Origin of the sequence: Methanoregula sp. PtaB.Bin085 (genome assembly GCF_002067035.1) — an archaeon.
Taxonomy (GTDB): domain Archaea; phylum Halobacteriota; class Methanomicrobia; order Methanomicrobiales; family Methanospirillaceae; genus Methanoregula.
Map to the genome: position 1 here is coordinate 165,053 of NZ_MVQB01000027.1, position 20,208 is coordinate 185,260.

The following is a 20,208-nucleotide window of genomic DNA, read 5'->3' on the forward strand; positions in this document are numbered from 1 at the left end:
GGTCTTTCAGCCCGATCGTATGGTTCAGGTCCGTGGGAACAGTTCCCGGCTCATCTCCCGCACCTCGTCAAGCCACGCTCTCCGCTGTTCCTCCGTGCTCGTGACGATAACGCCGAACATCCGGCGCCGGAAGACCGGTACGCTGCAGAACGAGAAGATGCAGTCCTTCCAGAGACGTTCGAGGGGGTCCCCGAAAGCCTCCTGCTCGCGGGCCGCAGGGGTATTGGAGGTATTGAAGACAAGCGCCGCCTTTGCCATCAGCAGCCCCTCGGGGATACCCTCTCCCGAATCCGTTTCCGCGAAACGGTATGCAACACCCGGCCGGAGAACCCGGTCGATCCAGCCTTTGAGGATCGCCGGTGGCATCCCCCACCAGTCCGGGTGAACGATCACGATCCCGTCCGCACGGGCGATCTCGTGACAGTGCAGGGCGATGTGCGGCGGGAGAGGGGCATCGCGGGCGATCTCGGAGAACGGGAGCACCGGATCGAACCGTTCCTGATACAGGTCGTGGAATGCAACGCGATGCCCTGCACTGCGGAGCGCTGCAGCTGCAGCATCGGCAATCGCGTGGTTGAAGGAGCCGGGACGGGGATGGGCAAGGATCACGGATATCTTCATGGTTCCCCGTGTTTCCGCCCGGTCGCCTTGAAGAATGTGTAGCAGAAGACGCCGTCGTCTCCCGCAGTCCGGTACAGGGCGGCGATCCCCTGGTCCCATGCTTCTTTTGTCATCAGCCCGGCCTCAACGGCTTCCTTCCCTACTCCTTCGACCATGGCGGTGAACGTCAGTTCCGTGAACCCTTTCACGAGTGCCGGGCGGGAGGAGTCGACATAGACCATCCGCGGTGAGACACTGACATCGCAAAATCCCGCGGCGGTCATGAGCGGGTAGAGCTGCCGGCCGATGAGCGCGTTGCCGCCGCCGCGGCGCTGGAGTTCCACAAGGCATTCAATGGCCCGGCGGGCATCATCGTTGTCCGGGTGGAAGTACGCAGACCCGTGGTCCCCCTCGATCACGGTAATCGTCCCGCCGTCTTTCAGGAGGGGACGGAGGTGCGCCAGAGCACGTTCGGGCTCGGCGAGATGTTCCAGGACGAAGCAGACAAAGATATGATCGAAGCTTGCCCTGCCGAACGGGAGGCTGAAGATATCTGCCTGACGGAAGGTCACGTTGGTACAACCCTGATTCCTGACGTTCTCCTCCGCCTTTTTGAGGGAGTCGGGGGAGATATCGATTGAGGTGATCTGTGCCTGCGGGCTGTTCTTTGCGAGGATGACGGTCTGGGCGCCGATGCCGCATCCGGCCTCGAGCACGCGGGAGCCGGCCGGGTAGCGGGTGTCGTGGTGGAGGAGATCCGTCAGCGTCTGGGCCTGGTCGGCGAGCCGCTCCGATTCGCGGGCGGAATAACCGTGGACGTACCTGTTCGTTGCCATAGGATCTTCAGTGCTCCCGTATGCCGGACAGGGATCGGGCCCTCCCGGCAGGTTGCTGTACAAAGTTGGCAATCAATGCACAAAAATGTACTGTGTACAGAGTGTTCCCCAATCCGTATAAGATACCTGCCGGTTCCCCGAACCATCAGGCAGATCGGTGAGCAGTATCACAAATTGTATAAAGAGCGGAGAAAGAGAGTGGTTGAATAACCATGAGCTGGAATGCGAAATGGGGGATTCCTGCGATCGTCGCGATCATGCTGCTTTGTATACTGCCGGCGGTCGCTGAGCCGACCGTCACCGTCAGCGATTACACGGTTACACCGCAGGTGCTCATGCCGGGGGACCTGGGAACCGTAACGGTGACGCTCAGGAATACCGCATCGAGCGCCTCCTACACGGAACGGACCGGGGCGATGTCCGACGAGAATGCCGCAACGGTGACTGTCACCGACATCAATGTCTATATCGAGAAGGCGACACTCGAGGGCAACGGTATCGTGGTCGTTGGCGAGAGTTACCAGCGTATCGGCGATCTCGGCCCGGGCCAGACTATCCCGATCACGTTCCTGATCCGCGCCCCGGCAACGAGCGGGATGTACTTCCCCGAGGTCTGGATCGATACGCGGGGAGGCAGGAGCACCCGCTATCCCGTGCCGGTCAACGTGAACACCCCCATCGCGGTTGCCCGGCTTGCCGTGATCGGGACGGCGATAACAACGCCTGCGGCAGTGAAACCCGGCGACCAGGCACAGGTCCGGCTCGATCTCTTCAACAGCGGGGCGAGCGCGGCCGACCAGGTCATCGTGCGGATCGGCAATGCCAGCACCTCGGTCAGGCCGCGTGATTCGGAACTGTTCCACGTGCGCAGCATCCCGGCCGGGCAGCATGAACCGATCGATATCACCTTCATTACCGACCGGAAAGCCGATCCCGGCATCGCCACGATCCCGGTGACCGTCACCTACTATGTAACCGATGGTTCGGAACGCACGGAGCATGCAACCATCAACCTGCTGCTGCGGGGGGATGTCGAAGTGGGCATTGCTTCGATCGAAACAAGCCCGGAACGGATCGTTGCCGGCCAGCCGTTCAACCTGATCATCCGCATCGAGAACACGGGAACGGGGGACGCCAAATCCGTAACCGCGACAGTCGACCTCCCGCTCTCCGGCAGCCGCGAAGCCTTCCTTGGCAAGATCAAGCCGGGCAACGACGCCCCGGCCCTCTTCCGTCTGGGAGGCGCTCCGCCGGGAGAGCATGCATACAACGTCACCATCCGGTATACCGACGACTGGGGAAACCACGAGGTCACGCACCCGCTCTCGCTCTCCGTAGTGCCCGCTGATTACAGCGGCATCGTCGTGGCGGTCGTTATCCTGCTGCTCCTCGCCGCCGGGGCATGGTGGGTGTTCATCAGGAAGAAACCGGTCAGGAACCATGAATGAAACGGTCATCCGGCTGAAGCTCTCCTTTTTTTTAGGCCTGCGGTCCCTTAGGCGCGGCAGTATCGGCAGCCTTGTCATGACGGTCGTCATCATCGGAATGGTCTTCACCAACATGATCTTTTTACCCTCCGTCATCACCGGGGCGATCAACCTCTTCGTGGAACAGACCATCGAGTACCAGTCAGGTGATGTCCTCATCCAGCCCAAGGAGGATGTGGAGGTCATCTCTGACCTCGAGGATCTCCTTGCCCGGGTGAACCGGGCACCGGGCGTCCTCCGGGCAGCGCCCCACAACAACATTGGCGGGGTGATGAAGTTCAAGGGCAGCCGCCTTGCCGGGAGTGTCATCGCTATCCGCCCGCGCGACGAGGTTCTGGTGACCGGCGTATCCGGAAAGATACGGGACGGAGAGTACCTTGGTGAGGGCGACACCGGGGTCATCATCATCGGTAACTACGTGGCAGGTCACAAGGACAAATCCGAAGACCTGATGCCCTCCCTCGGAGGGGTCAGGGCCGGGGATTCCATTGACGTCGAATTCACCAACGGCGTGGTCCGGACCTACCGCGTGAAAGGCGTCTTTGAGACAAAATCATATATGGCGGACCAGTCGGTCTTCATTACGTGGGAGGAGCTCGAGAGCATCCGGGGGCAGAAGGTCGACGAAGCCACGGAAGTCCTGGTCCGGACCGTCCCGGGAGAGGACGCGGAGGAGGTCAAGCTGAGCCTGACCGGCATGGGCATCCAGGAACAGATCAAGACGTGGCACGATTTGCTGGGGAAGGCGTTTGCGCAGGTGGTCCAGAGCTACGGGGTTATCAACAGCATCTCGACGATCGTCAGCATCGTGATCGCTATCGTGGTCATCTTCATCGTCATCATGATCAAGACCCTCAACAACCGGCGCCAGATCGGGATCCTGAAAGCGATCGGGATCCACCGGACGACCATCACGTACAGTTATGTCTTCCAGGTAATCCTCCTCGCTATCATGGGGATCTTCTTCGGCATGCTCATCCTGTTCGCCATGGATCGCTACTTTGCCGTGTACCCGATACGGTTTCCCGACGGGGATATCCGGCCCGCGTTCACCCTCGCGGATATCGTGACGAACGCCATCCTCCTGTTCGTCTCTTCTGCCATTGCCGGTTTCATCCCGGCATGGCTGATCGCCCGCGAGGAGATCCTCACCGCGATGAGGGGGTAGCATGATCCGGACAACGAACCTGACCAAAACCTACTATCCCGGCGTCGTCGAAGTTCCGGCGCTCAGGGGCATCAGCTTTGAGGTTCGCCGCGGCGATTTCCTCGGGCTGATGGGCCCGAGCGGCAGCGGGAAATCGACCCTGCTCCACCTGCTCGGCCTTCTCGATTTCCCGACATCGGGCACGATCGAGATCAATAGTCACGACGTGGCAGATATGGACGACGACGAGCGGACCGATTACCGGCTCCGGAAGATGGGATATATCTTCCAGGATTATGCTCTCGTGGCGGAACTGACCGTGCTCGAGAACGTGATGCTCACGGTGATGGCGCAGGGAAAGACCGAGGACGAGTGCCGGGAGGCCAGCAGGGAAGTGCTCTCGACCGTCGGCCTCTCCCACCGGCTCGGCCACCTGCCAAGGGAGCTGTCGGGAGGCGAGCAGCAGCGGGTGGCAATCGCCCGCAGCATGGTCAACCGCCCCATCATCCTCTTCGCCGACGAGCCCTGCGCCAACCTCGATACGGTGAACTCGAAGGCGGTCCTCGACCAGTTCCATACCCTGAACGAGGAGTTCGGCCAGACCATCGTCATGGTTTCGCACGAGGAGTGGCACAAGGACTATTTCCACCGGATCGTGTACCTTAAGGACGGTCAGATCGACCGCGACGAGGACCGCCGCGGGCACTAGCCGGGATCCTGTGAAACCGTAATGATAACGACCGTCTTCTTCGATCTCGATGATACGCTGTTCGACCACCAGTACAGCCGCAGGTGCGGTTTTTCTGTCCTCAAAGAGATGCTCCCTGCGCTGTCATCGGCAGATATCCACGAGATGGAATTGTTCCACGAGCAGCTCATATGGGCGAACTTCGAGAAGGTTCTCACTGGGGAATTACCCCTTGCCGATGCCATAACCGAAAGGATATGCAGGGTCTGTGCCCGGTTCGGTCAATCCCTTGCACCGGAAGATATCCCGGAGACCGTGCGGCGTTACGATGCCGGGTACCAGAAGAACCGGAGAATCATACCGGGGGGAAGGGAACTGCTGGAGAGGTTACACGATGAAGTGCAGGTCGGGATTATCACGAATGGTTTTGGCAGTATCCAGAGAGAGAAGATCACGTGCCTGGAAATTTCCACGCTCATCGATATTGTCGTAATCTCCGAAGAGACGGGTTACCGGAAGCCGGACAAACGCATTTTTAAAAAGGCGCTTGCACTGGCCGGCTCCGGAGCAGCCGAGACGATATACGTCGGGGATTCCTGGAATATCGATATCGTTCCCGCTTCCGTATACGGCATGAACGCCGTCTGGCTGAACCGGTATGCTCTGCCATGCCCCGATCCTTCAGTTGCTCGGGAGATCACGTCGTACGAGGGGCTTGACGTACGGGAACTGCTGGATGACTACTGACAAATGCAATGGAAGAAAAGGCCAGGGCCGAGACTCGAACCCGGGTCGGGGGATCCACAGTCCCCTAGGATGACCAACTACCCCACCCTGGCAGGTTTTTGGTTTTCCATCGCCAGACTGCTGGCAGATGTCCCTTTTACATTGGAAGTGGTCGCACTTTAAAGTATCCGTTTCAGTAATCAGGAGGGATGAGAAAAAAAACACCGCCTGCCGGTCTTCTGGTCCTGATACGTCTGCGATCCCTTTTGCTCTCCGGCCTTCGCAGGATGCGAGAGTGAGAATTAATAGGGTCAGACATCCATTACATATCAGGTGGCTCTGAACATTATTCCCCGATGATAAGGCGCGGCAGGGCATTCGCCGCTGCACCGGGATCCGGGAGTATCCGGTATTGTAGTTCAGAGCAGGGATACAGGGGGCAACATATGGCGGATAACCCGAAGATCAGGACGCCGATCGTCTGCGTCATGGGGCACGTGGACCACGGGAAGACCTCCCTGCTGGACCGCATCCGCGGCTCTTCGGTTGTCAGTTCGGAGGTCGGGGCGATCACCCAGCATATCGGCGCGACCATCGTCCCCATCGATGCCATCCGGAGCATGAGCGGCACGATGGGAAAGGCCCCCATCAACATCCCCGGCCTCCTGTTTATCGATACCCCCGGTCACCATGCGTTCACGACCCTTCGGGCGAGGGGGGGGGCGCTTGCCGACATGGCCATCCTTGTCGTCGATATCAGCCAGGGATTCCAGCCCCAGACTATCGAGGCCCTCCAGATCCTGCGGAACTGCAAGACACCGTTTGTCATTGCTGCCACCAAGATCGACCGGATCCACGGCTGGCGGGTCAACGAGAACGAGACGTTCGTCTCTTCGTTTACAAAGCAGAACGAGCGGGTGAAAGGCGATGTCGAGAACAAGACCTACGAGATTGTCGGCAAACTCGCCGAGCTCGGATTCTCGGCGGACCGTTTCGACCGCGTCGCGGACTTCCAGCGGAACCTCGCCATCGTGCCGGTCAGCGCCCATACCGGCGAGGGGATAGCCGACCTGCTGCTTGTTATGATCGGGCTCGCCCAGCGGTATATGAGCGATGAGCTGAAACTTTCAGTCGAAGGCCCGGGTGCCGGGACCGTGCTCGAGGTCAAGGAGGAGCGCGGACTCGGTACAACCCTTGACGTGATCCTGTACGATGGCACCCTTGCCGTCGGCGACGAGATTGCCGTCGCCACGCAGAAAGATGTCCTTGTCACAAAGGTGAGGTCGCTGTTAAAGCCCCGGCCGATGAAGGAGATTTTAGTCGAAGACCGGTTCGAGCGGGTGAAATCGGTGGCTGCTGCTGCAGGAATCAAGGTCACCGCCCCTGACCTCGAAGGGGTCATAGCAGGTTCTCCGTTCTTCGTCATCCGGAACAACCGGGAGGAAGTAGAAGCCCGGATCAAAAAAGAGATGACCGAGATCCACGTCAACCTCTCCGAGGAGGGGATCTCCATCAAGGCCGATACCATCGGGGCCCTCGAAGCACTCTGCAAGGAGCTCGAGGGCAAGGAGATCGGTGTCATGCGGGCTGAGGTCGGGCCGGTCAGCCGGCTCAACCTGATCGAGACCGAGACGGTCAAGAACCCGATGTTCCGGGTCCTGCTGTCGTTCAACACCCCCATCCTTCCCGATGCCGCCGAGATGCTGAAAAATCCGCTGTATACCCAGGTGAAGGTATTCGAGGGACGTGTCATCTACCAGCTGATCGACCAGTACGTGGAGTGGCGCGACGAACAGAAACGCCTGCAGGAGAAACAGCGGTTCGAGCATGTCGTGATGCCGGCAAAGATACGGCTCCTGCCGGACTGCGTCTTCCGGCAGAGCAATCCGGCGGTTGTCGGCGTGCGGGTCCTGGGGGGAAAACTCAGGAGCGACGTGGACCTGATCAAGCCTGACGGGAAGAAAGTCGGGCACCTCAAGACCATGCAGCTCCGGCAGGAATCGATCCGGGAGGCCGATGCCGGTCTCGAGGTGGCAATTTCCATTGAAGGGGCAACCGTGGGGCGGCAGGTGAGCGTGGGAGACGATCTGCTTGTCGATGTTCCCGAACGTCATATCAAGGTGCTCGAGAAAGAGATGATCAAGACCCTCAATACCAGCACGCAGGAGATCCTTTCCGAGTTCACCACCATGAAACGGAAAGCCGATCCCTTCTGGGGAAGGTAAGCATTTTCTCGTTTCCTTTTTCTTCCGGATGATGTTTTGGGGACGCGAGGGTTTAATAGCGTACTGGTATAATTAAATGGGTACTTCTCATGTGCAGGCGGCTGTGCCCGCCATCCGGAGACGTGAAAACCCGGGTTTCAGGGTTCATAAGAGATTTCCTGTAAGGAGCAGAGACGAATGGTCGAGTTCAAAGTCGTTGTATCAGACCCGAAGAATGGTCGCGCGTATAATGTGGACGCCAGTGGCGGCGCAGCAGGCGCTATCGTCGGGAAGCGTATCGGAGACGAGATCGATGCCGGGGCCCTCGGGCTTGCAGGATATAAACTCCGGATTACCGGTGCATCCGACCGGACCGGGATTGCCGCAAAGAAAGGCATCCCCGGTGCGGGCCGCAGGAACCTCCTGCTTGCCGGCGGTATCGGTTTTCACCCGGTGATGGACGGGGAGCGGCGGAGAAAGACCATCCGCTCAAGCGAGATCACCCAGGACTTCGTCCAGATCAATGCCCTCGTGACCGCATACGGGGAGAAGAAGCTCGATGAGCTCTTCCCCAAGGTCGAGGGAGAGAAGAAGGAAGAGAAGAAGAAAAAGGTCCGGAAATAACATACTTTTTTTACGTTCCCCCCTGCTTTCGCAGCCGGAGGGATATCCTGCCGTTGTGCAGGGAAGATCTAAACGTACCGGTTCCCTGACGGCGCTGGCATTCCGCGGGATGCTGAAAACACCCGTAAAGAAGGTCAGGGCGGGCATCTTCAGCCGTCAGGAATTTCAGGATTCCCGGGATTGATTATCATCCGGTGCAGGACGGTACCCGAATGAGCGGGGAAAAAAGATTACACGGCAGCGGTAACGCTCGCTTCACCGTACGATGAGGTGTTGCCCGCTGACTGAAGGGACTGGCCGTTCCTGTAAATCTCGACGGTAATTTCATGCCGTGATGAATCTTCCTTGTGGAACGTTGCGCTTACTGTCCCGGTTGCATTCTCGACTTCGAAGAACCGGTCACCGGAGTTCCGGGTGGCCGTCATATTTCCTTCCATGCCGTACTCACCGGCAAAGCCGCCGATATAATTTACCCTCACGAAGACGCCCTGGGTCGGGACGGTGACCGGCACCTGGGTCCTGATCACGGACGGGGCAACACCAACCACGGCGCTCTGCCCGGACGATCCCGGGGTTGCAGATTGCTGGCCGGGAGAAGCCTGTCCCGGGTTGCTGTCGCCCATAAAAAAGATCAGAGCGACAACAATGACTGCAATGACACCAACAACCGCTGCAATAATAACCCATGGCTTTTCAAACGGATCCTTTCGTCTTCTCATAATGCTCCCAGATTCTGATGTCTGAAGAAATGTAAAAAAAGAATCAGCAAAAAACTTTCTTATTTGGAATAGGGCAAATTCCCGGAATACACTGTTCGTTCAGGTGTAAGCACGCGGGAACTCTACTTCTTTGCCGTACCCTTGAGCGCATCCAGGAGATCTTCACATGGTATCCCGTAACTCTTTGCCAGCACGACCAGTGCAGCAGGGGGGAGGAGATGTGCGTCAAATTTTTCACGGATAATCCGGTTCATCTCAGCGACAACTTCCGTCTCGTCAAGGGATCGCGCCCGGGCAATCCGCCCGATCAGGTCCTGGACAGGATCATGACGTTCGAAAATGCCGGAGGTGGGCCTGAACCCGACCGGTATTGTCAGCCCGGAGATATCGAACCGCGGCGTATAGAGACCGTCCTCAAGACCGAGAAGCCCCTCCTCCTCCGCACGTCTGAGCAGGAGGTTGGCCTGTTCGGTACTCATCCACTTCCTGTCGAGCGCATAATAATAGACGAGCTCGTTTTTTCGCATCCCGGCCTTCCGCGTATGCCGGAACGGGGCGGCAATAGTCAGCCGGAGGGTCACTTCCTGGCACCCAGGAGGATATTTTTCATATCAAGGGCATCGAGTCCTTCCCCGTGACCTTCCTTAGCGATATCGATGTCCGTCCGCGACACCTGGTCCGTGAGGCGGAGATAGAAGACATCGTTTGCTATAGGCACTCTGCTGCCCCCGCGCAGGGCGAGAGCCAGTACGGATGCCTGGAAATCTGCAGCTTCGGTTATGGCTCCCAGCCGGAGTACATCGGGCGTGATATCCCCGAACGTTGCCCGGTCTACGGCAATCCGGATTTTCAGCCTGACTTTTACGAGTTCCTTTCCGGTGGTCTTGGTCGATTCCTCGCCATCCAGGCCGGCGATATAGTTCAGGGTCTCGTTGAAGGGCATCCCCATGGCAAACGAGAGATCCACCCGCTGGGGGAAACGATAATAGATCCTCCGCATAGCTAGACAGTTTGCGGGGCCGAAAGAAAAAAGATTGCTGGTACGGTTCCACTGTCGGTTCTAAAACCGGTAAAAGCCCGAACCGGGAAAAAGGGATGATATGGATGTTTATTCGAGTAACAGTGCGTTGATGACGCCGTTCTGGCCGGGGCGGCTGGTGATGCGGGCGCTGCCAAGCTCGGTCTTGATGACTGCACCCTTGGTGAGCAGGTTCCGGCGGACGTAGTTGGGGTTTGCCGTGTTCTGTTCCACGGTCTCGATCTTTACCTTCTTCGTCACGCCATCCTTGGGATTGGTCACGTTGGCGTAGCCGGCACGGAGGGCGATGACGAGGTTGTTGCCGCCAAAGGTCCGGATGATTCTCCTCCGGTCCTCGCCGATGTGGGTGTCTGCCGGTGCACGACCGATCTCTGCTCTGCGTTTCTTCTGTGCCGGGCGGCGCCTGCCCCCGGTTACCTTCCGTACGGATTCTCCCTGCCACTGCATGATGTTACTCCTGTTGTGTCTTCTGCGGAATCCCGTTCCACAGGTGGTGCTCTATATATTGACCGCTGGTTTATTTATAGTACTACTTCGTCCTCCGCACCACGCCGGGGTTACTTCAGGATCTCATCGAGGAGTTCCTGTACCCCGTCGCCCGTCTTCAGGTTCGTCCGGAATACCGGCATCTTCGGGTTGTACCGGGCAATGTCTTTCTGCATCCGGTCGAGGTTGGCCCCTACGAGCGGCGCGAGATCGACCTTGTTGATGACGCCGATCGTGCAGTCCCGGAACATCATCGGGTGCTTATTCACGACATCGTCCCCTTCCGTGGAGCTCACAACAACGATCCTCTTCTCGGCGCCGAGACGGAAATCGGTGGGGCAGACCATGTTGCCGACATTCTCGATAAAGAGGATGTCGATGGTATCGAGCGGGAGGTGGTCGATTGCATGCTCCACAAGGTGGGCATCGAGATGGCATTCCTTGCCGGTATTGGCATTATACGCGGGAATCCCCAGCGCAACGATTCGTCTGAAGTCGTCATCCCCGTACACGTCACCTGCGATCGCCCCTGCACGGAGCCCTTTCTTCTCGAGGTGCGGGACGAGACGTTCGATCAGGGCGGTCTTGCCGGATCCGATAGCTCCCAGGAGGTCGAACGCCCTGACATTATGGGATTTCAGGTGCCGGGCATTCCTGTCTGCAAGCGCGTTGTTGGTCTCGTAGACATCCTTCTCGAGCCGGACGTCGATATGGTGCATGTCCTAAGATTTCGAGCGTACACTGTTTATACCTTGACCCACAAACTCTCCTGCAATGGCAAAGGTCCAGGGCGAGTGCATCCTCTATCCCTGCTATTTCAATGCAGGATATACGCGCATGGAAGGGCGGCGCGTTGTAAAAAAACAGGGCGTCAAGGCCCCGGTGATCACCGATCTTGAGCGCGCACTGAAACGTGCCGGGATAAAATACCGGGTGGAAGACCGCCACCACCCCGCACACTGGTCCCGGAAGGAGGGGAGGATCGTGGCTGAGTGGACAAAGGGAAAGGAGGCGCTGATAAAGAAGGTTGCAGAGAAGCTCGAGGTGCGCAAATGACCGGCATGTATGACCTGCATACCCATTCGATCCTTTCTGACGGTGAGATGCTGCCCATCGAACTGATCCGCAGGATGTCGGTCCTCGGGTATTCTACCGTTGCAATCACCGACCATGTCGATACCTCAAACGCCGTACCGGTAGTTGAAACGCTTGAACAGGTCCGCACCTCAGCCCGGCTCTTTGGCGTCAGGCTTCTCTGCGGCGTGGAGATAACCCACGTACCCCCGGCCCAGATCGCCGGCCTTGCCCGGAAGGCAAAAAAGGCCGGGGCGGATATCGTTGTGGTCCACGGGGAAACTCCCGTAGAGCCGGTCGCCCCCGGAACAAACCGTGCAGCCTGCAGCTGCAGGGACGTGGATGTCCTTGCCCACCCGGGGCTTATCACCATCGATGATGCGCGGCTTGCAGCGAAAAACGGCATCGCTCTCGAGCTCACGTCAAGGGGCGGCCACAACCGGACAAACGGCCATGTAGCCCGGATCGCAGGCGGAGCAGGATGCCAGCTGGTCATCGACTCGGATGCTCATGCACCGGGCGATCTTCTGGACAGGCGCGCGAAAATTATCGTTGCCAGAGGGGCCGGACTGACCGAAAAGGAATGCAGGAAGGTTATATCTTTAAATATCGACCAATTTCTCATTTCCTGAATTTTCTATATATACTTTCACGCAAGTTTTAAATACTGTTGTGTCTCACATATATAGATTACTAAATTAATTCAGCATTGATCGTAGTTCCGAGGTTGTTGCGTGAAGGTTGTTGGCCGGGCGATGAGCATCATTGGTGACCGGATGCTCATCATCCAGTGTGATGCCGCCCAGCTCCCGCCGTTATACAGCGAAGTGACCGATCGGAGGATGAAACCTGTCGGGAAGATTCTTGATCTTTTCGGCAACGTGAAAGCACCCTATGCGGCAGTCCTCTGCCGCGAAAAATGCTCCATCCGGCCCGATGAGAAACTCTTCGCACGATAAGCGCCAATACCGGAGTGCACCGTCCCAAAGAACACAGTACCCTTCAAGTCTGGTGAATGTGGATGCAGGAAGTAGAAAAATTAAAAGTCCTCCAGTCCGAGCGCGAGGCGCTCAAGACCCGAATCAAACAGAAAGAGCAGGAGAAAAAAGCCGAGAACCACACCGAAACTGTCTGCCCGGAATGCGGCAGCAGGCAGCTCGTGCACGACTACGAGCGTGCGGAACTGGTGTGCCAGAGCTGCGGGCTTGTCATCGATGACGATTTCATTGATCGCGGCCCCGAATGGCGTGCCTTCGACCATGACCAGCGGATGAAGCGGTCACGCGTCGGGGCACCGATGACCTTTACCATCCACGACAAGGGCCTTTCGACCATGATCGACTGGCGGAACCGGGATTCGTACGGCAGGGCGATATCGTCAAAGAACCGCGCCCAGCTCTACCGTCTCCGCAAGTGGCAGCGCCGTATCCGCGTCAGCAACGCAACCGAGCGGAACCTTGCCTTCGCACTCTCGGAACTCGACCGTATGGCCTCGGCACTCGGCCTCCCGCGGAACGTGCGGGAAACCGCTGCGGTCGTGTACCGTGACGCTGTCGACAAGAACCTCATCCGCGGCCGGAGCATCGAGGGCGTTGCCGCAGCAGCGCTCTATGCAGCCTGCCGGCAGTGCAGCGTCCCGCGTACGCTTGACGAGATTGCAGAAGTGTCCCGTGTTTCAAGGAAGGAGATCGGCAGGACCTACCGGTTCATCTCCCGCGAACTGGGTCTCAAGCTCCTCCCGACCTCGCCGATTGATTACGTGCCCAGGTTCTGCTCGGGGCTCACCCTCAAGGGAGAGGTCCAGAGCCGTGCCGTGGAGATCCTCCGGCAGGCCGGCGAACGCGAGCTGACGAGCGGCAGGGGCCCGACCGGTGTTGCCGCTGCAGCCATCTACATCTCCTCCATCCTCGGGGGCGAGCGCCGGACCCAGCGCGAGGTTGCAGAAGTGGCTGGCGTCACCGAAGTAACCATCCGGAACCGGTACAAGGAACTTGCAGAGAAACTCGATATCGAGATCATCCTCTGATCTTTTTTCCGGTGCCTGACACCAACAACTATATTCCACCGGCACAGAATCTATTAACCACATCACGCGGGCTCGTAGATCAGGGGTAGATCGTTACGTTCGCAACGTAAAGGCCGCGGGTTCAAATCCCGCCGGGTCCATGTTCCTTTTCTGAACCATCCGTCCAGGACAGAAATCGTGCCATGTTCGAAAGGTTCATCGGAGTCCCCGTCAGGAAATCTCGCAATGTGACCGGCCGGAATGCCGGGAACCGAACAGAAGATGCGTGTATGCAGCGATACAGTAATTATCCAACTCATATACGGAACCGGATTATCCATCGGGCCAAAACGGATTTATCCCATATCACAACAATGTAAATATTTACAAGATACCAGCTGGGTTCCCAGCTGCCGGGGAGTAATTCATGTCACGAGGACGGGGATCATCTGTCATACCAGTTGCACTAGTGTTTGCATTATTCATCATCGCACTACCGGTCAGTGGCTATAACGTCGCGATATACGGTGCAAATTCCGGTTTTGATCCTGCGCTTCATACGGATTCCGTCAACGTTGTCCGCTCCATACCGGGAGGAACCGGGGCCGACCTTGACAGCAACATCGATCTTTTCACCAGGCCTGACGTCGATGTGATTATCCTCGGGGGGGAAGCGACATTTTCCCCCGCCACTGCTGCCAAGATAGAAGCTGCCGTTGCCGGGGGGAAGATCCTGCTCGTGACGTACCCAAGCAACCGCATGTTCAGTTCAAGTCTCCCCGCGTCGAATGGCGGAACCACAGCCGGCGGGCAGTATCTTGAAGTATCGGACCCGGACTCGGTTGTCACCAGGGCGGTTTTCAGCCAGCTGCCCATCAGATTCGACCTGATGGGCACACCCCCCGAGAAGGAACAGGCCATTGCCAATGCCGGCACTATCACAGTCCTGAACTATGATACCGGGATGCCCGCACTGCTCTACGGGAAATACGGCAAGGGATACGTGATCGAGTGGACAACCGTTCCTTCCCCGTCTTACATGACCCAGGCAGAAGCTGACACCATCAACCACCGCATGATCATGGGACTGCTTCCGGAACCGGCTGCCACAAAGTCAACCCCCACACCGAAAAAGACAATCGTTACGCCAAGAATAACAACACCCGTTGCCACCCAGCCGGTCATCACCGGGACAGGGACTTCCACGGCCACGGGAACAACGGGGGAGGTCATGGTTTATTCATCCCCGACCGGTGCGAGTATCCTGATTGACGGGGTCTACTGCGGGACAACACCCGGTAAGGTTGCAGACATCCCGGCAGGGAACCACATCCTCCGCCTTACCATGAGCGGGTACCATGACTACGAGGGTTCGATCTATGTCGTAGCCGGACAGACCACCCAGGGCTATGGTACGCTCCAGCCCATAGGACAGATCACGGCTGCACCGACTGCGGTACCAACAGCCATTATCACGATACTGGTCCCGGTGACGGTCACCCCGGCCGCTACACCGGAAAAGAAGGAGGATATCCTGCAGAATTCCAGTGTAATCGTGGCCCTCATCGGGGTAGTCACCGCGCTGATAGCCGCCGGTGCCTCGATCTTTACCCATGTCAAACCGCCAAAGAAAGAGTGAGGGGTCGTTTTCCCCTGGTTCTTTTTTCATCCGGACAGAGTGTGTAAAACCCGTCCTGCTCGACAGGATTCTGTCGCGTGGCCGTGGAAAATCCGGATTGGGAAAAAATTACTTCTTCTGCTGCATCAGCTCGACTTCACTTAAAAGGGTGGACTTCAGTTTATCCATGGCTTCGTCGATATTGTTTGTGGTTGTTATCATGAACGAGTTGTCGCTCCTGGGATCGTGGTAGTTCACAATAAATTCGATCTGCCCGTCCCTGGTCTTTTTGGGTTCGATGATCAGTTTCGGCATGATGGTTCAGGGAATATTTCCGTTTCAATCCACATCTGCTTTACGGCGACCCGATCAGTAACAACTATATGGAATCCGCAGAAAAACAGTATACCGCAAACGGTATCGCGGGGGCTCGTAGATCAGGGGTAGATCGTCACGTTTGCAACGTGAAGGCCACGGGTTCAAATCCCGTCGAGTCCATATCTTTTCTCACGACCCATTCCGCAACCAATGGTGTTCCCTGAGCGCCGCCGGGCCCCTGCGGTTTGACTGCCCGGATAACCGCAGGCGATGGAGGACGACCGGGTCTTTCCTGGTTCCACGTTTTTCATGATCGCAGGTTATCCGGGCCTGAACCACTGCTACGGTCTGTTCAGTCAACCCAGTCGAGGAGATGGCGGGGCTTGTCCTGCCCTTCCCGCGCGATAATCTTCCGCTTGATCTTTTTTACCGCTTCATCTGCCGGTGATGGCTGGCGTTCGAACTGGCCGTAATCCATATAGTCGCTGGTCATATGGTCATGGGAACCTCCCCCGATCTCATGGAACGATGCAGGTGCGGGTTCATCAGAAAAGACCGGAGCAGCAGTATTATCAGCAGGCATCGGATCCTGATGCCCTGCGGGGTGCGCCGGGATTCCGTGGACAGCAGGGTCTGAAAGGGAGAGGGGCGGCGGGGCAGCGCTCACGGGCGGGGGCGGGCTGCCGGATAGCCCGGGTAATGCGGGCACCTGCCCTGAACGCGAAAGCAGGAAATCTACGAAATCCTCAGCTTCCCTGCGCTGCTCCGGAGATAACCGGTCCAGCTTGCTCTCGAGCGATTCCATACGATTACCGTTTTTACCTGTATAAAAATATCCCTTTTTTGCTATAACAGGCTTCAGGTGGAGCCGGTTACTCCCACCGGTGCTGATATCCCCGCCGTTCCAGCGGGACTCCGTCAAGAGTAACTCGCTTCTCCGGGATAACCGTTCCGATGACGGTTGCCGATACACCCGGTACCGGGAACCTGTCGGGTGCAACCGTAAAGATCAGCTCGTAGTCCCCGCCCCCGTACAGTGCCAGCTCGCGTGCCTGTTGTTCCGGGATCCCGGCCGGCAAGGGCAGCTTTGCCGCTTCAAGGGAGAAGCCAAGCTCGTTCACGCTCATCAGGTCGTAGAGCGAGAGCGCGATCCCGTCGCTGTCATCCATCATCGCACTCACCCCGGCCTTCCCGAGAAGCTGCCCCTCCTGAACCCGGGGCTGGGGTTCGAAGAGCTTTTTCTCAAACTGGTGATACCCTTCGAGCCATGCCTGCGCCTGCCCTGGCGTCCCGGTGATGCAGACCAGATCTCCCGGCCAGGCACCGGTCCTCCTGATAATATCCCTCCTGCTCACGAGACCAAGACCGGTAGTGACGACCGTGAGCTCGGTATGCCGGTCGATATCCCCGCCGATAATCTCCGCCCCGAATTTCGTGCAGCAGTCCTTTGCACCCTTCATCACTCCCTCAAGGCACTTCCAGTCATCCAGCCCGACCGCGATGAGCAGGTATTTGGGTGCTGCTCCCATGCTCGCGATGTCCGAGAGCGTGACCGCTGCGCTCATCCAGCCGGCCTGCCAGTCGGTCATCCCGGGAACGAAATCGGTTGTGCGGTGCAGCATATCGGTCGTTGCCACCATCACAAGCTCCCCGAACGGGATCTCGGCGCAGTCGTCAAGGCACCGGTCTTTTCCCACAATCCCCATTACAACCTTCAGAAGCTCCCGGTCATCCACTTTTGCGCACCTCCTTACCCCGTTCGCTCTTGTACTCCTTGAAGATGTTCTCGATCATCTCGGTCTTCTTCTCCCGCTCGTGTTTCTCCTGCTCGCCTTTCCATGCCATAAGGGCGGCATCGAGGGTTTCCTTTGCGGCAAGCCCCTGCTTTCCACGGACCTGGACACCGGCCTGTTTGTCGGAGAGGAGGGCAACACCCGCCTCCCGGAACAGCCGCATCATCTGGGGATCTCCGGAAGCGAGCGCGTCTGATGAGGCAACCACTGCCCTTACCCGCATATCCGCAAGATCCCTGACAATGTTGCGTCCCCAGCCGTCAGTACGGCTGACGAAGACGATATCGCCCTCCTCGATACCGCTGTCCTCTACAAGCCTCCTGAGACCATCGCGGGTCAGGGCTTCCATTACTTTGACCGGGACGACTTCCCCCTCCATGGACAGTTCGGCAAACTTCTTGATCCGGGTCAGGCGCTTCGAGAGGTTCCGGTTATGCCGCTCTTCCTTGTGCAGCTGCTTTTTCAGGCTCTGGATGACGGCATCCCGTTTCACAATCTCCGCGTTCTTCGCAAGCTCGGCGTCCCGGCTCGTATGGATATTGCGGATTCTTGCCTGCAGGCGGCGGATCTCGTAATCCTTTGCCTTGATCTCCTCCTGCAGCTCGGCGACAAACGTCCGGAGGCGTTTGACCATCCCGTCCAGCACCCGTACCCGTTCGTCATGTTTTCCGCTGTCAGCGGGTACCGTGACGGCTTCAGCCGGTTCCGCGACTTCCGTCTCCCGTACCGGGACTTTCATCTCGCCGAGCACGGAGTCCAGTGACTGTCCCCGTATAACCCGCGCCCGCACCTCGTCAAGATCGTGCCCCGGGGGGATCCGTTTCAGGAGGTTCTGGAACTTGTGCCGGTACTGGCGGTATGCGTCCAGTGCCGCCGAGAGCGCGTCCCGCTCGTGGTCGTTGGCATACGGGAAGGGAGCCGTCAGCTCCATCTTGGTATCCACGCTCACGTCCTGTTTTGGCACGAACGCGATGGCGGAGAATGCACGGCGGATCTTCTCGACCGAATAGGGCATCTCCTGCACATCGGTTGCGATGATGAGGGGTTTCCCCACTTTATAGAGGGCCTCCACAATATTGGCCATGTTCATCTGCCGGGAGCTCTCGAGGTGGAGCAGGTTGCCGTCAAGGTCGAGCGCGGCAAACGCTGTTGTCGTCCCGGGATCGATCCCGACGATGAGGTACCGGGGCCTGACCGAGAGTGGCCGGAAGCGGATACGATCGAGCCTTTTACCCTGGATACGCACCTGCACGTCGGCACCACGGTAGGTTGAGACCGGAACCTGATCGCGGGTTGCAAAGACCCGGAATGCCACCCTGCTGCACCCGCCGAATGCCTTCGTCTCCTTCTTCTCGTACCGGAGGCCGGCTGCAACGAGTGCCATCTCGATCTCGCGGCCTTTCAGCTGTACGGCGCCGTGCATCTTCCGCACGTACCGGTTCTGGCTCCACCCGCCCTTGCCGGGAGAGCGGTGACGGCTCACCACGATCTCGCTCTCGTTCTCGAATGCGATGACCTCGGCGCCGGCACCGAACGATGCAACCTGTGCCGTGGTGCGGGCCTCAGCAAACGGGTCGAAGCGGTTGAAACTGATATTGTACCGGGCTGCGACCTTGCCGAGGGTCTCCTTGCGTTCACCCCCGGTCACCTGCACGAGCCGGGTCCGGGGGGGCAGGCCCTGGAGGAAAAAGAAGAGCTCGTGCTGGTCGGTCGCAATCTCCTGGAGGCTGTCGACTGCAAGGATATCCGGCTGCTCGTCTGAAAGCATCCGGAAGAGGCGGAACATCGATACCTCGGTCTCGCTTTCGATGATCCCGCCGTCCATCCGCACAAGGGCGTACATCGGCCGGCGGGAGCGCGACCGCACTGAGCCCCTGATGATATCGATGCCGAAGACCTTCAGCCGGTCACGCATCGGATCGCATCCTCCCGGTTACGAACAAGCCGGTATTTTCTCTCGAAATAGGCAAGGATGTTGTCGATGTCCCGTTCAAGGATAGCCCGGGCATTCCGGTGGCTGGTCTCTATCCACTGCGGCCAGTCGATGATGACGCACCGCGTGTCTTCCATGAGGATATTGTATTCAGAGAGGTCGGCGTGTATGATACCTGCCCGGTATGCCTTCCGGATATTGTCCAGGATCTCGTCAAGCACCTCCTCCGGAGCAGCGAGCCGGCACCGGTTCAGGTTCTGGCCGCTGACAAGCGACATGACGACGGTATGCCGGTTCTGGGCGATCGGCAGCGGCACGCTGACTGCGGGGTGCAGGGTCACCAGGGCAAGGTATTCCCGCTCCGCGGACTTCTTCGACGCAATCAGCCACGGGCAGTGCCCTTCCTCGGGCATGTACTCGCGGTTGAGCCGCGCGGAGGAGAACGAGCGCTGGCCCACGCGGTGGAACTTGATAGCGACGGGCCCAAGCCCGAGCGCATCGTACACCACCGACTCCTTTCCCTCGCCAATCAGGGTCCCAAGCGCCGAGATGGTGCCCTTGCGGGTCAGGGTAGAGAGAGCAAGGGTATCGTACCCGCCGAAGACCAGCGCGTAGCCGTCATAGGGAACGGGATTGAACCGGACCATCCCCCATTCAATGAGGCGGGAGAGCCGGTACCTGATCTCGGATTCGGAGAGTTTTGTCGCTGCCTTCAGGTGCTCCAGCGGCACCCAAGAGTACCGTTTCATCCCGCGCTCGAGCGCAAGCAGGATGGTTTTCTCGTACTTGTTCAGCGACCGGATCCGGTCAGCAGCGACGACCATGCTCACCAGAGTGGTTATGTGGCAGACTATAAAATCACATCTTTGGATACAGCGACGGGAATCCGGCACAAGATTGAACATCTCCGT

The 20,208-nt window shown here is 58.4% G+C and carries 23 protein-coding genes and 3 tRNA genes; 13 read left to right on the top strand and 13 right to left on the bottom strand.

Annotated features, from left to right (window positions below; translation table 11 throughout):
- Positions 1 to 24: 24 nt before the first annotated feature.
- Together A4E33_RS05900 and A4E33_RS05905 are read right to left on the bottom strand one after the other, a co-directional pair.
- Positions 25 to 621, bottom strand: coding sequence for an NAD(P)H-dependent oxidoreductase (locus tag A4E33_RS05900; RefSeq protein ID WP_292346764.1), 597 nt, complete (start codon positions 619 to 621; stop codon positions 25 to 27).
- Positions 618 to 1,436, bottom strand: coding sequence for a methyltransferase domain-containing protein (locus A4E33_RS05905; protein ID WP_292346765.1), 819 nt, complete (start codon positions 1,434 to 1,436; stop codon positions 618 to 620). The genes A4E33_RS05900 and A4E33_RS05905 overlap by 4 nt, the downstream gene beginning before the upstream one ends.
- Positions 1,437 to 1,648: 212 nt before the next feature.
- Here A4E33_RS05905 and A4E33_RS05910 point away from each other — a divergent pair, with 212 nt between their 5' ends.
- Genes A4E33_RS05910 through A4E33_RS05925 form a run of 4 tightly spaced genes read left to right on the top strand, consistent with a single transcriptional unit; the run spans position 1,649 to position 5,505 of the window.
- Complete coding sequence (locus tag A4E33_RS05910; protein WP_292346766.1) at positions 1,649 to 2,884, top strand: COG1361 S-layer family protein; 1,236 nt, start codon at positions 1,649 to 1,651, stop codon at positions 2,882 to 2,884.
- Positions 2,877 to 4,091, top strand: coding sequence for an FtsX-like permease family protein (locus tag A4E33_RS05915; protein WP_292346767.1), 1,215 nt, complete (start codon positions 2,877 to 2,879; stop codon positions 4,089 to 4,091). Before A4E33_RS05910 ends, A4E33_RS05915 begins: the two co-directional genes overlap by 8 nt.
- A gap of 1 nt (position 4,092) precedes the next feature.
- The gene (locus tag A4E33_RS05920) at positions 4,093 to 4,779 is read left to right on the top strand and encodes an ABC transporter ATP-binding protein (protein WP_292346768.1); all 687 of its coding nucleotides are present in this window, start codon (positions 4,093 to 4,095) and stop codon (positions 4,777 to 4,779) included.
- A gap of 21 nt (positions 4,780 to 4,800) precedes the next feature.
- Positions 4,801 to 5,505, top strand: a complete 705-nt coding sequence (locus A4E33_RS05925; protein ID WP_292346769.1) for an HAD family hydrolase — start codon at positions 4,801 to 4,803, stop codon at positions 5,503 to 5,505.
- 19 nt (positions 5,506 to 5,524) lie between these two features.
- On the opposite strand, the gene A4E33_RS05930 is transcribed toward A4E33_RS05925, so the two are convergent.
- Positions 5,525 to 5,597: transfer RNA gene (locus A4E33_RS05930), tRNA-His, on the bottom strand.
- Positions 5,598 to 5,930: 333 nt separating this feature from the next.
- Between A4E33_RS05930 and infB the strand changes: the two genes are divergently transcribed.
- Positions 5,931 to 7,709, top strand: coding sequence for a translation initiation factor IF-2 (gene infB, locus A4E33_RS05935; protein ID WP_292346770.1), 1,779 nt, complete (start codon positions 5,931 to 5,933; stop codon positions 7,707 to 7,709).
- A 177-nt stretch (positions 7,710 to 7,886) separates the two neighbouring features.
- A complete protein-coding gene (locus tag A4E33_RS05940) occupies positions 7,887 to 8,312 on the top strand; it encodes a 30S ribosomal protein S6e (protein WP_292346771.1) in 426 nt (141 codons plus the stop codon).
- Between the two features lie 230 nt (positions 8,313 to 8,542).
- On the opposite strand, the gene A4E33_RS05945 is transcribed toward A4E33_RS05940, so the two are convergent.
- The 5 genes from A4E33_RS05945 to hypB all read right to left on the bottom strand — a co-directional run bounded on the left by A4E33_RS05945 (position 8,543) and on the right by hypB (position 11,275).
- Positions 8,543 to 9,031, bottom strand: a complete 489-nt coding sequence (locus A4E33_RS05945) for a hypothetical protein (protein ID WP_292346772.1) — start codon at positions 9,029 to 9,031, stop codon at positions 8,543 to 8,545.
- Between the two features lie 122 nt (positions 9,032 to 9,153).
- Positions 9,154 to 9,612 carry a DUF2240 family protein gene (locus A4E33_RS05950; RefSeq protein WP_292346773.1) on the bottom strand — a complete coding sequence of 153 codons (459 nt, stop codon included), beginning with the start codon at positions 9,610 to 9,612 and terminating at the stop codon, positions 9,154 to 9,156.
- Entirely contained in the window at positions 9,609 to 10,031 is a 423-nt protein-coding gene (locus tag A4E33_RS05955; RefSeq protein ID WP_292346774.1) for a hypothetical protein, read from the bottom strand. The genes A4E33_RS05950 and A4E33_RS05955 overlap by 4 nt, the downstream gene beginning before the upstream one ends.
- A 108-nt stretch (positions 10,032 to 10,139) precedes the next feature.
- Positions 10,140 to 10,517: a 30S ribosomal protein S8e gene (locus A4E33_RS05960; protein WP_292346775.1), complete on the bottom strand. Its 378-nt coding sequence runs from the start codon at positions 10,515 to 10,517 to the stop codon at positions 10,140 to 10,142.
- A gap of 110 nt (positions 10,518 to 10,627) precedes the next feature.
- Entirely contained in the window at positions 10,628 to 11,275 is a 648-nt protein-coding gene (gene hypB, locus A4E33_RS05965) for a hydrogenase nickel incorporation protein HypB (RefSeq protein WP_292346776.1), read from the bottom strand.
- Positions 11,276 to 11,330: 55 nt separating this feature from the next.
- On the opposite strand from hypB, the gene A4E33_RS05970 reads away from it, so the two are divergent.
- The 6 genes from A4E33_RS05970 (at position 11,331) to A4E33_RS05995 (ending at position 15,274) form a co-directional block, all read left to right on the top strand.
- Positions 11,331 to 11,612 carry a signal recognition particle subunit SRP19/SEC65 family protein gene (locus A4E33_RS05970; protein WP_292346777.1) on the top strand — a complete coding sequence of 94 codons (282 nt, stop codon included), beginning with the start codon at positions 11,331 to 11,333 and terminating at the stop codon, positions 11,610 to 11,612.
- Entirely contained in the window at positions 11,609 to 12,262 is a 654-nt protein-coding gene (locus A4E33_RS05975) for a histidinol phosphate phosphatase domain-containing protein (RefSeq protein WP_292346778.1), read from the top strand. Before A4E33_RS05970 ends, A4E33_RS05975 begins: the two co-directional genes overlap by 4 nt.
- Positions 12,263 to 12,364: 102 nt before the next feature.
- Positions 12,365 to 12,589 (top strand): H/ACA ribonucleoprotein complex subunit GAR1, encoded by a 225-nt coding sequence (locus tag A4E33_RS05980; protein ID WP_292346779.1) that lies wholly within the window; start codon positions 12,365 to 12,367, stop codon positions 12,587 to 12,589.
- 62 nt (positions 12,590 to 12,651) lie between these two features.
- Complete coding sequence (locus A4E33_RS05985; protein ID WP_292346780.1) at positions 12,652 to 13,656, top strand: transcription initiation factor IIB; 1,005 nt, start codon at positions 12,652 to 12,654, stop codon at positions 13,654 to 13,656.
- A 68-nt stretch (positions 13,657 to 13,724) separates the two neighbouring features.
- Positions 13,725 to 13,796: transfer RNA gene (locus A4E33_RS05990), tRNA-Ala, on the top strand.
- Between the two features lie 266 nt (positions 13,797 to 14,062).
- The gene (locus A4E33_RS05995) at positions 14,063 to 15,274 is read left to right on the top strand and encodes a PEGA domain-containing protein (protein WP_292346781.1); all 1,212 of its coding nucleotides are present in this window, start codon (positions 14,063 to 14,065) and stop codon (positions 15,272 to 15,274) included.
- A 108-nt stretch (positions 15,275 to 15,382) separates the two neighbouring features.
- On the opposite strand, the gene A4E33_RS06000 is transcribed toward A4E33_RS05995, so the two are convergent.
- A complete protein-coding gene (locus A4E33_RS06000; protein WP_292346782.1) occupies positions 15,383 to 15,568 on the bottom strand; it encodes a hypothetical protein in 186 nt (61 codons plus the stop codon).
- Positions 15,569 to 15,679: 111 nt separating this feature from the next.
- On the opposite strand from A4E33_RS06000, the gene A4E33_RS06005 reads away from it, so the two are divergent.
- Positions 15,680 to 15,751: transfer RNA gene (locus A4E33_RS06005), tRNA-Ala, on the top strand.
- Positions 15,752 to 15,923: 172 nt separating this feature from the next.
- On the opposite strand, the gene A4E33_RS06010 is transcribed toward A4E33_RS06005, so the two are convergent.
- The 4 genes from A4E33_RS06010 to A4E33_RS06025 form a co-directional block, all read right to left on the bottom strand.
- A complete protein-coding gene (locus A4E33_RS06010; protein ID WP_292346783.1) occupies positions 15,924 to 16,376 on the bottom strand; it encodes a hypothetical protein in 453 nt (150 codons plus the stop codon).
- Between the two features lie 67 nt (positions 16,377 to 16,443).
- Positions 16,444 to 17,307 (bottom strand): thiamine-phosphate kinase, encoded by an 864-nt coding sequence (gene thiL, locus A4E33_RS06015; protein ID WP_292346784.1) that lies wholly within the window; start codon positions 17,305 to 17,307, stop codon positions 16,444 to 16,446.
- Positions 17,300 to 19,279 carry a DUF460 domain-containing protein gene (locus tag A4E33_RS06020; protein WP_292346785.1) on the bottom strand — a complete coding sequence of 660 codons (1,980 nt, stop codon included), beginning with the start codon at positions 19,277 to 19,279 and terminating at the stop codon, positions 17,300 to 17,302. The genes thiL and A4E33_RS06020 overlap by 8 nt, the downstream gene beginning before the upstream one ends.
- Complete coding sequence (locus A4E33_RS06025) at positions 19,264 to 20,121, bottom strand: RIO1 family regulatory kinase/ATPase (RefSeq protein WP_292346786.1); 858 nt, start codon at positions 20,119 to 20,121, stop codon at positions 19,264 to 19,266. The genes A4E33_RS06020 and A4E33_RS06025 overlap by 16 nt, the downstream gene beginning before the upstream one ends.
- Between the last annotated feature and the right edge of the window lie 87 nt (positions 20,122 to 20,208).

Bases quoted from the DNA above. Each gene is read 5' to 3' on its own strand.
- A4E33_RS06010 (WP_292346783.1), bottom strand. From the start codon at position 16,376: ATGGAATCGCTCGAGAGCAAGCTGGACCGGTTATCTCCGGAGCAGCGC.
- A4E33_RS06000 (WP_292346782.1), bottom strand. From the start codon at position 15,568: ATGCCGAAACTGATCATCGAACCCAAAAAGACCAGGGACGGGCAGATC.
- A4E33_RS05900 (WP_292346764.1), bottom strand. From the start codon at position 621: ATGAAGATATCCGTGATCCTTGCCCATCCCCGTCCCGGCTCCTTCAAC.
- A4E33_RS05910 (WP_292346766.1), top strand. From the start codon at position 1,649: ATGAGCTGGAATGCGAAATGGGGGATTCCTGCGATCGTCGCGATCATG.
- infB (WP_292346770.1), top strand. From the start codon at position 5,931: ATGGCGGATAACCCGAAGATCAGGACGCCGATCGTCTGCGTCATGGGG.
- A4E33_RS05920 (WP_292346768.1), top strand. From the start codon at position 4,093: ATGATCCGGACAACGAACCTGACCAAAACCTACTATCCCGGCGTCGTC.
- A4E33_RS06020 (WP_292346785.1), bottom strand. From the start codon at position 19,279: ATGCGTGACCGGCTGAAGGTCTTCGGCATCGATATCATCAGGGGCTCA.
- A4E33_RS05975 (WP_292346778.1), top strand. From the start codon at position 11,609: ATGACCGGCATGTATGACCTGCATACCCATTCGATCCTTTCTGACGGT.
- A4E33_RS05945 (WP_292346772.1), bottom strand. From the start codon at position 9,031: ATGAGAAGACGAAAGGATCCGTTTGAAAAGCCATGGGTTATTATTGCA.
- A4E33_RS05985 (WP_292346780.1), top strand. From the start codon at position 12,652: ATGCAGGAAGTAGAAAAATTAAAAGTCCTCCAGTCCGAGCGCGAGGCG.
- A4E33_RS06025 (WP_292346786.1), bottom strand. From the start codon at position 20,121: ATGGTCGTCGCTGCTGACCGGATCCGGTCGCTGAACAAGTACGAGAAA.
- A4E33_RS05940 (WP_292346771.1), top strand. From the start codon at position 7,887: ATGGTCGAGTTCAAAGTCGTTGTATCAGACCCGAAGAATGGTCGCGCG.
- A4E33_RS05915 (WP_292346767.1), top strand. From the start codon at position 2,877: ATGAATGAAACGGTCATCCGGCTGAAGCTCTCCTTTTTTTTAGGCCTG.
- A4E33_RS05925 (WP_292346769.1), top strand. From the start codon at position 4,801: ATGATAACGACCGTCTTCTTCGATCTCGATGATACGCTGTTCGACCAC.
- A4E33_RS05955 (WP_292346774.1), bottom strand. From the start codon at position 10,031: ATGCGGAGGATCTATTATCGTTTCCCCCAGCGGGTGGATCTCTCGTTT.
- A4E33_RS05970 (WP_292346777.1), top strand. From the start codon at position 11,331: ATGGCAAAGGTCCAGGGCGAGTGCATCCTCTATCCCTGCTATTTCAAT.
- A4E33_RS05960 (WP_292346775.1), bottom strand. From the start codon at position 10,517: ATGCAGTGGCAGGGAGAATCCGTACGGAAGGTAACCGGGGGCAGGCGC.
- A4E33_RS05905 (WP_292346765.1), bottom strand. From the start codon at position 1,436: ATGGCAACGAACAGGTACGTCCACGGTTATTCCGCCCGCGAATCGGAG.
- hypB (WP_292346776.1), bottom strand. From the start codon at position 11,275: ATGCACCATATCGACGTCCGGCTCGAGAAGGATGTCTACGAGACCAAC.
- A4E33_RS05995 (WP_292346781.1), top strand. From the start codon at position 14,063: ATGTCACGAGGACGGGGATCATCTGTCATACCAGTTGCACTAGTGTTT.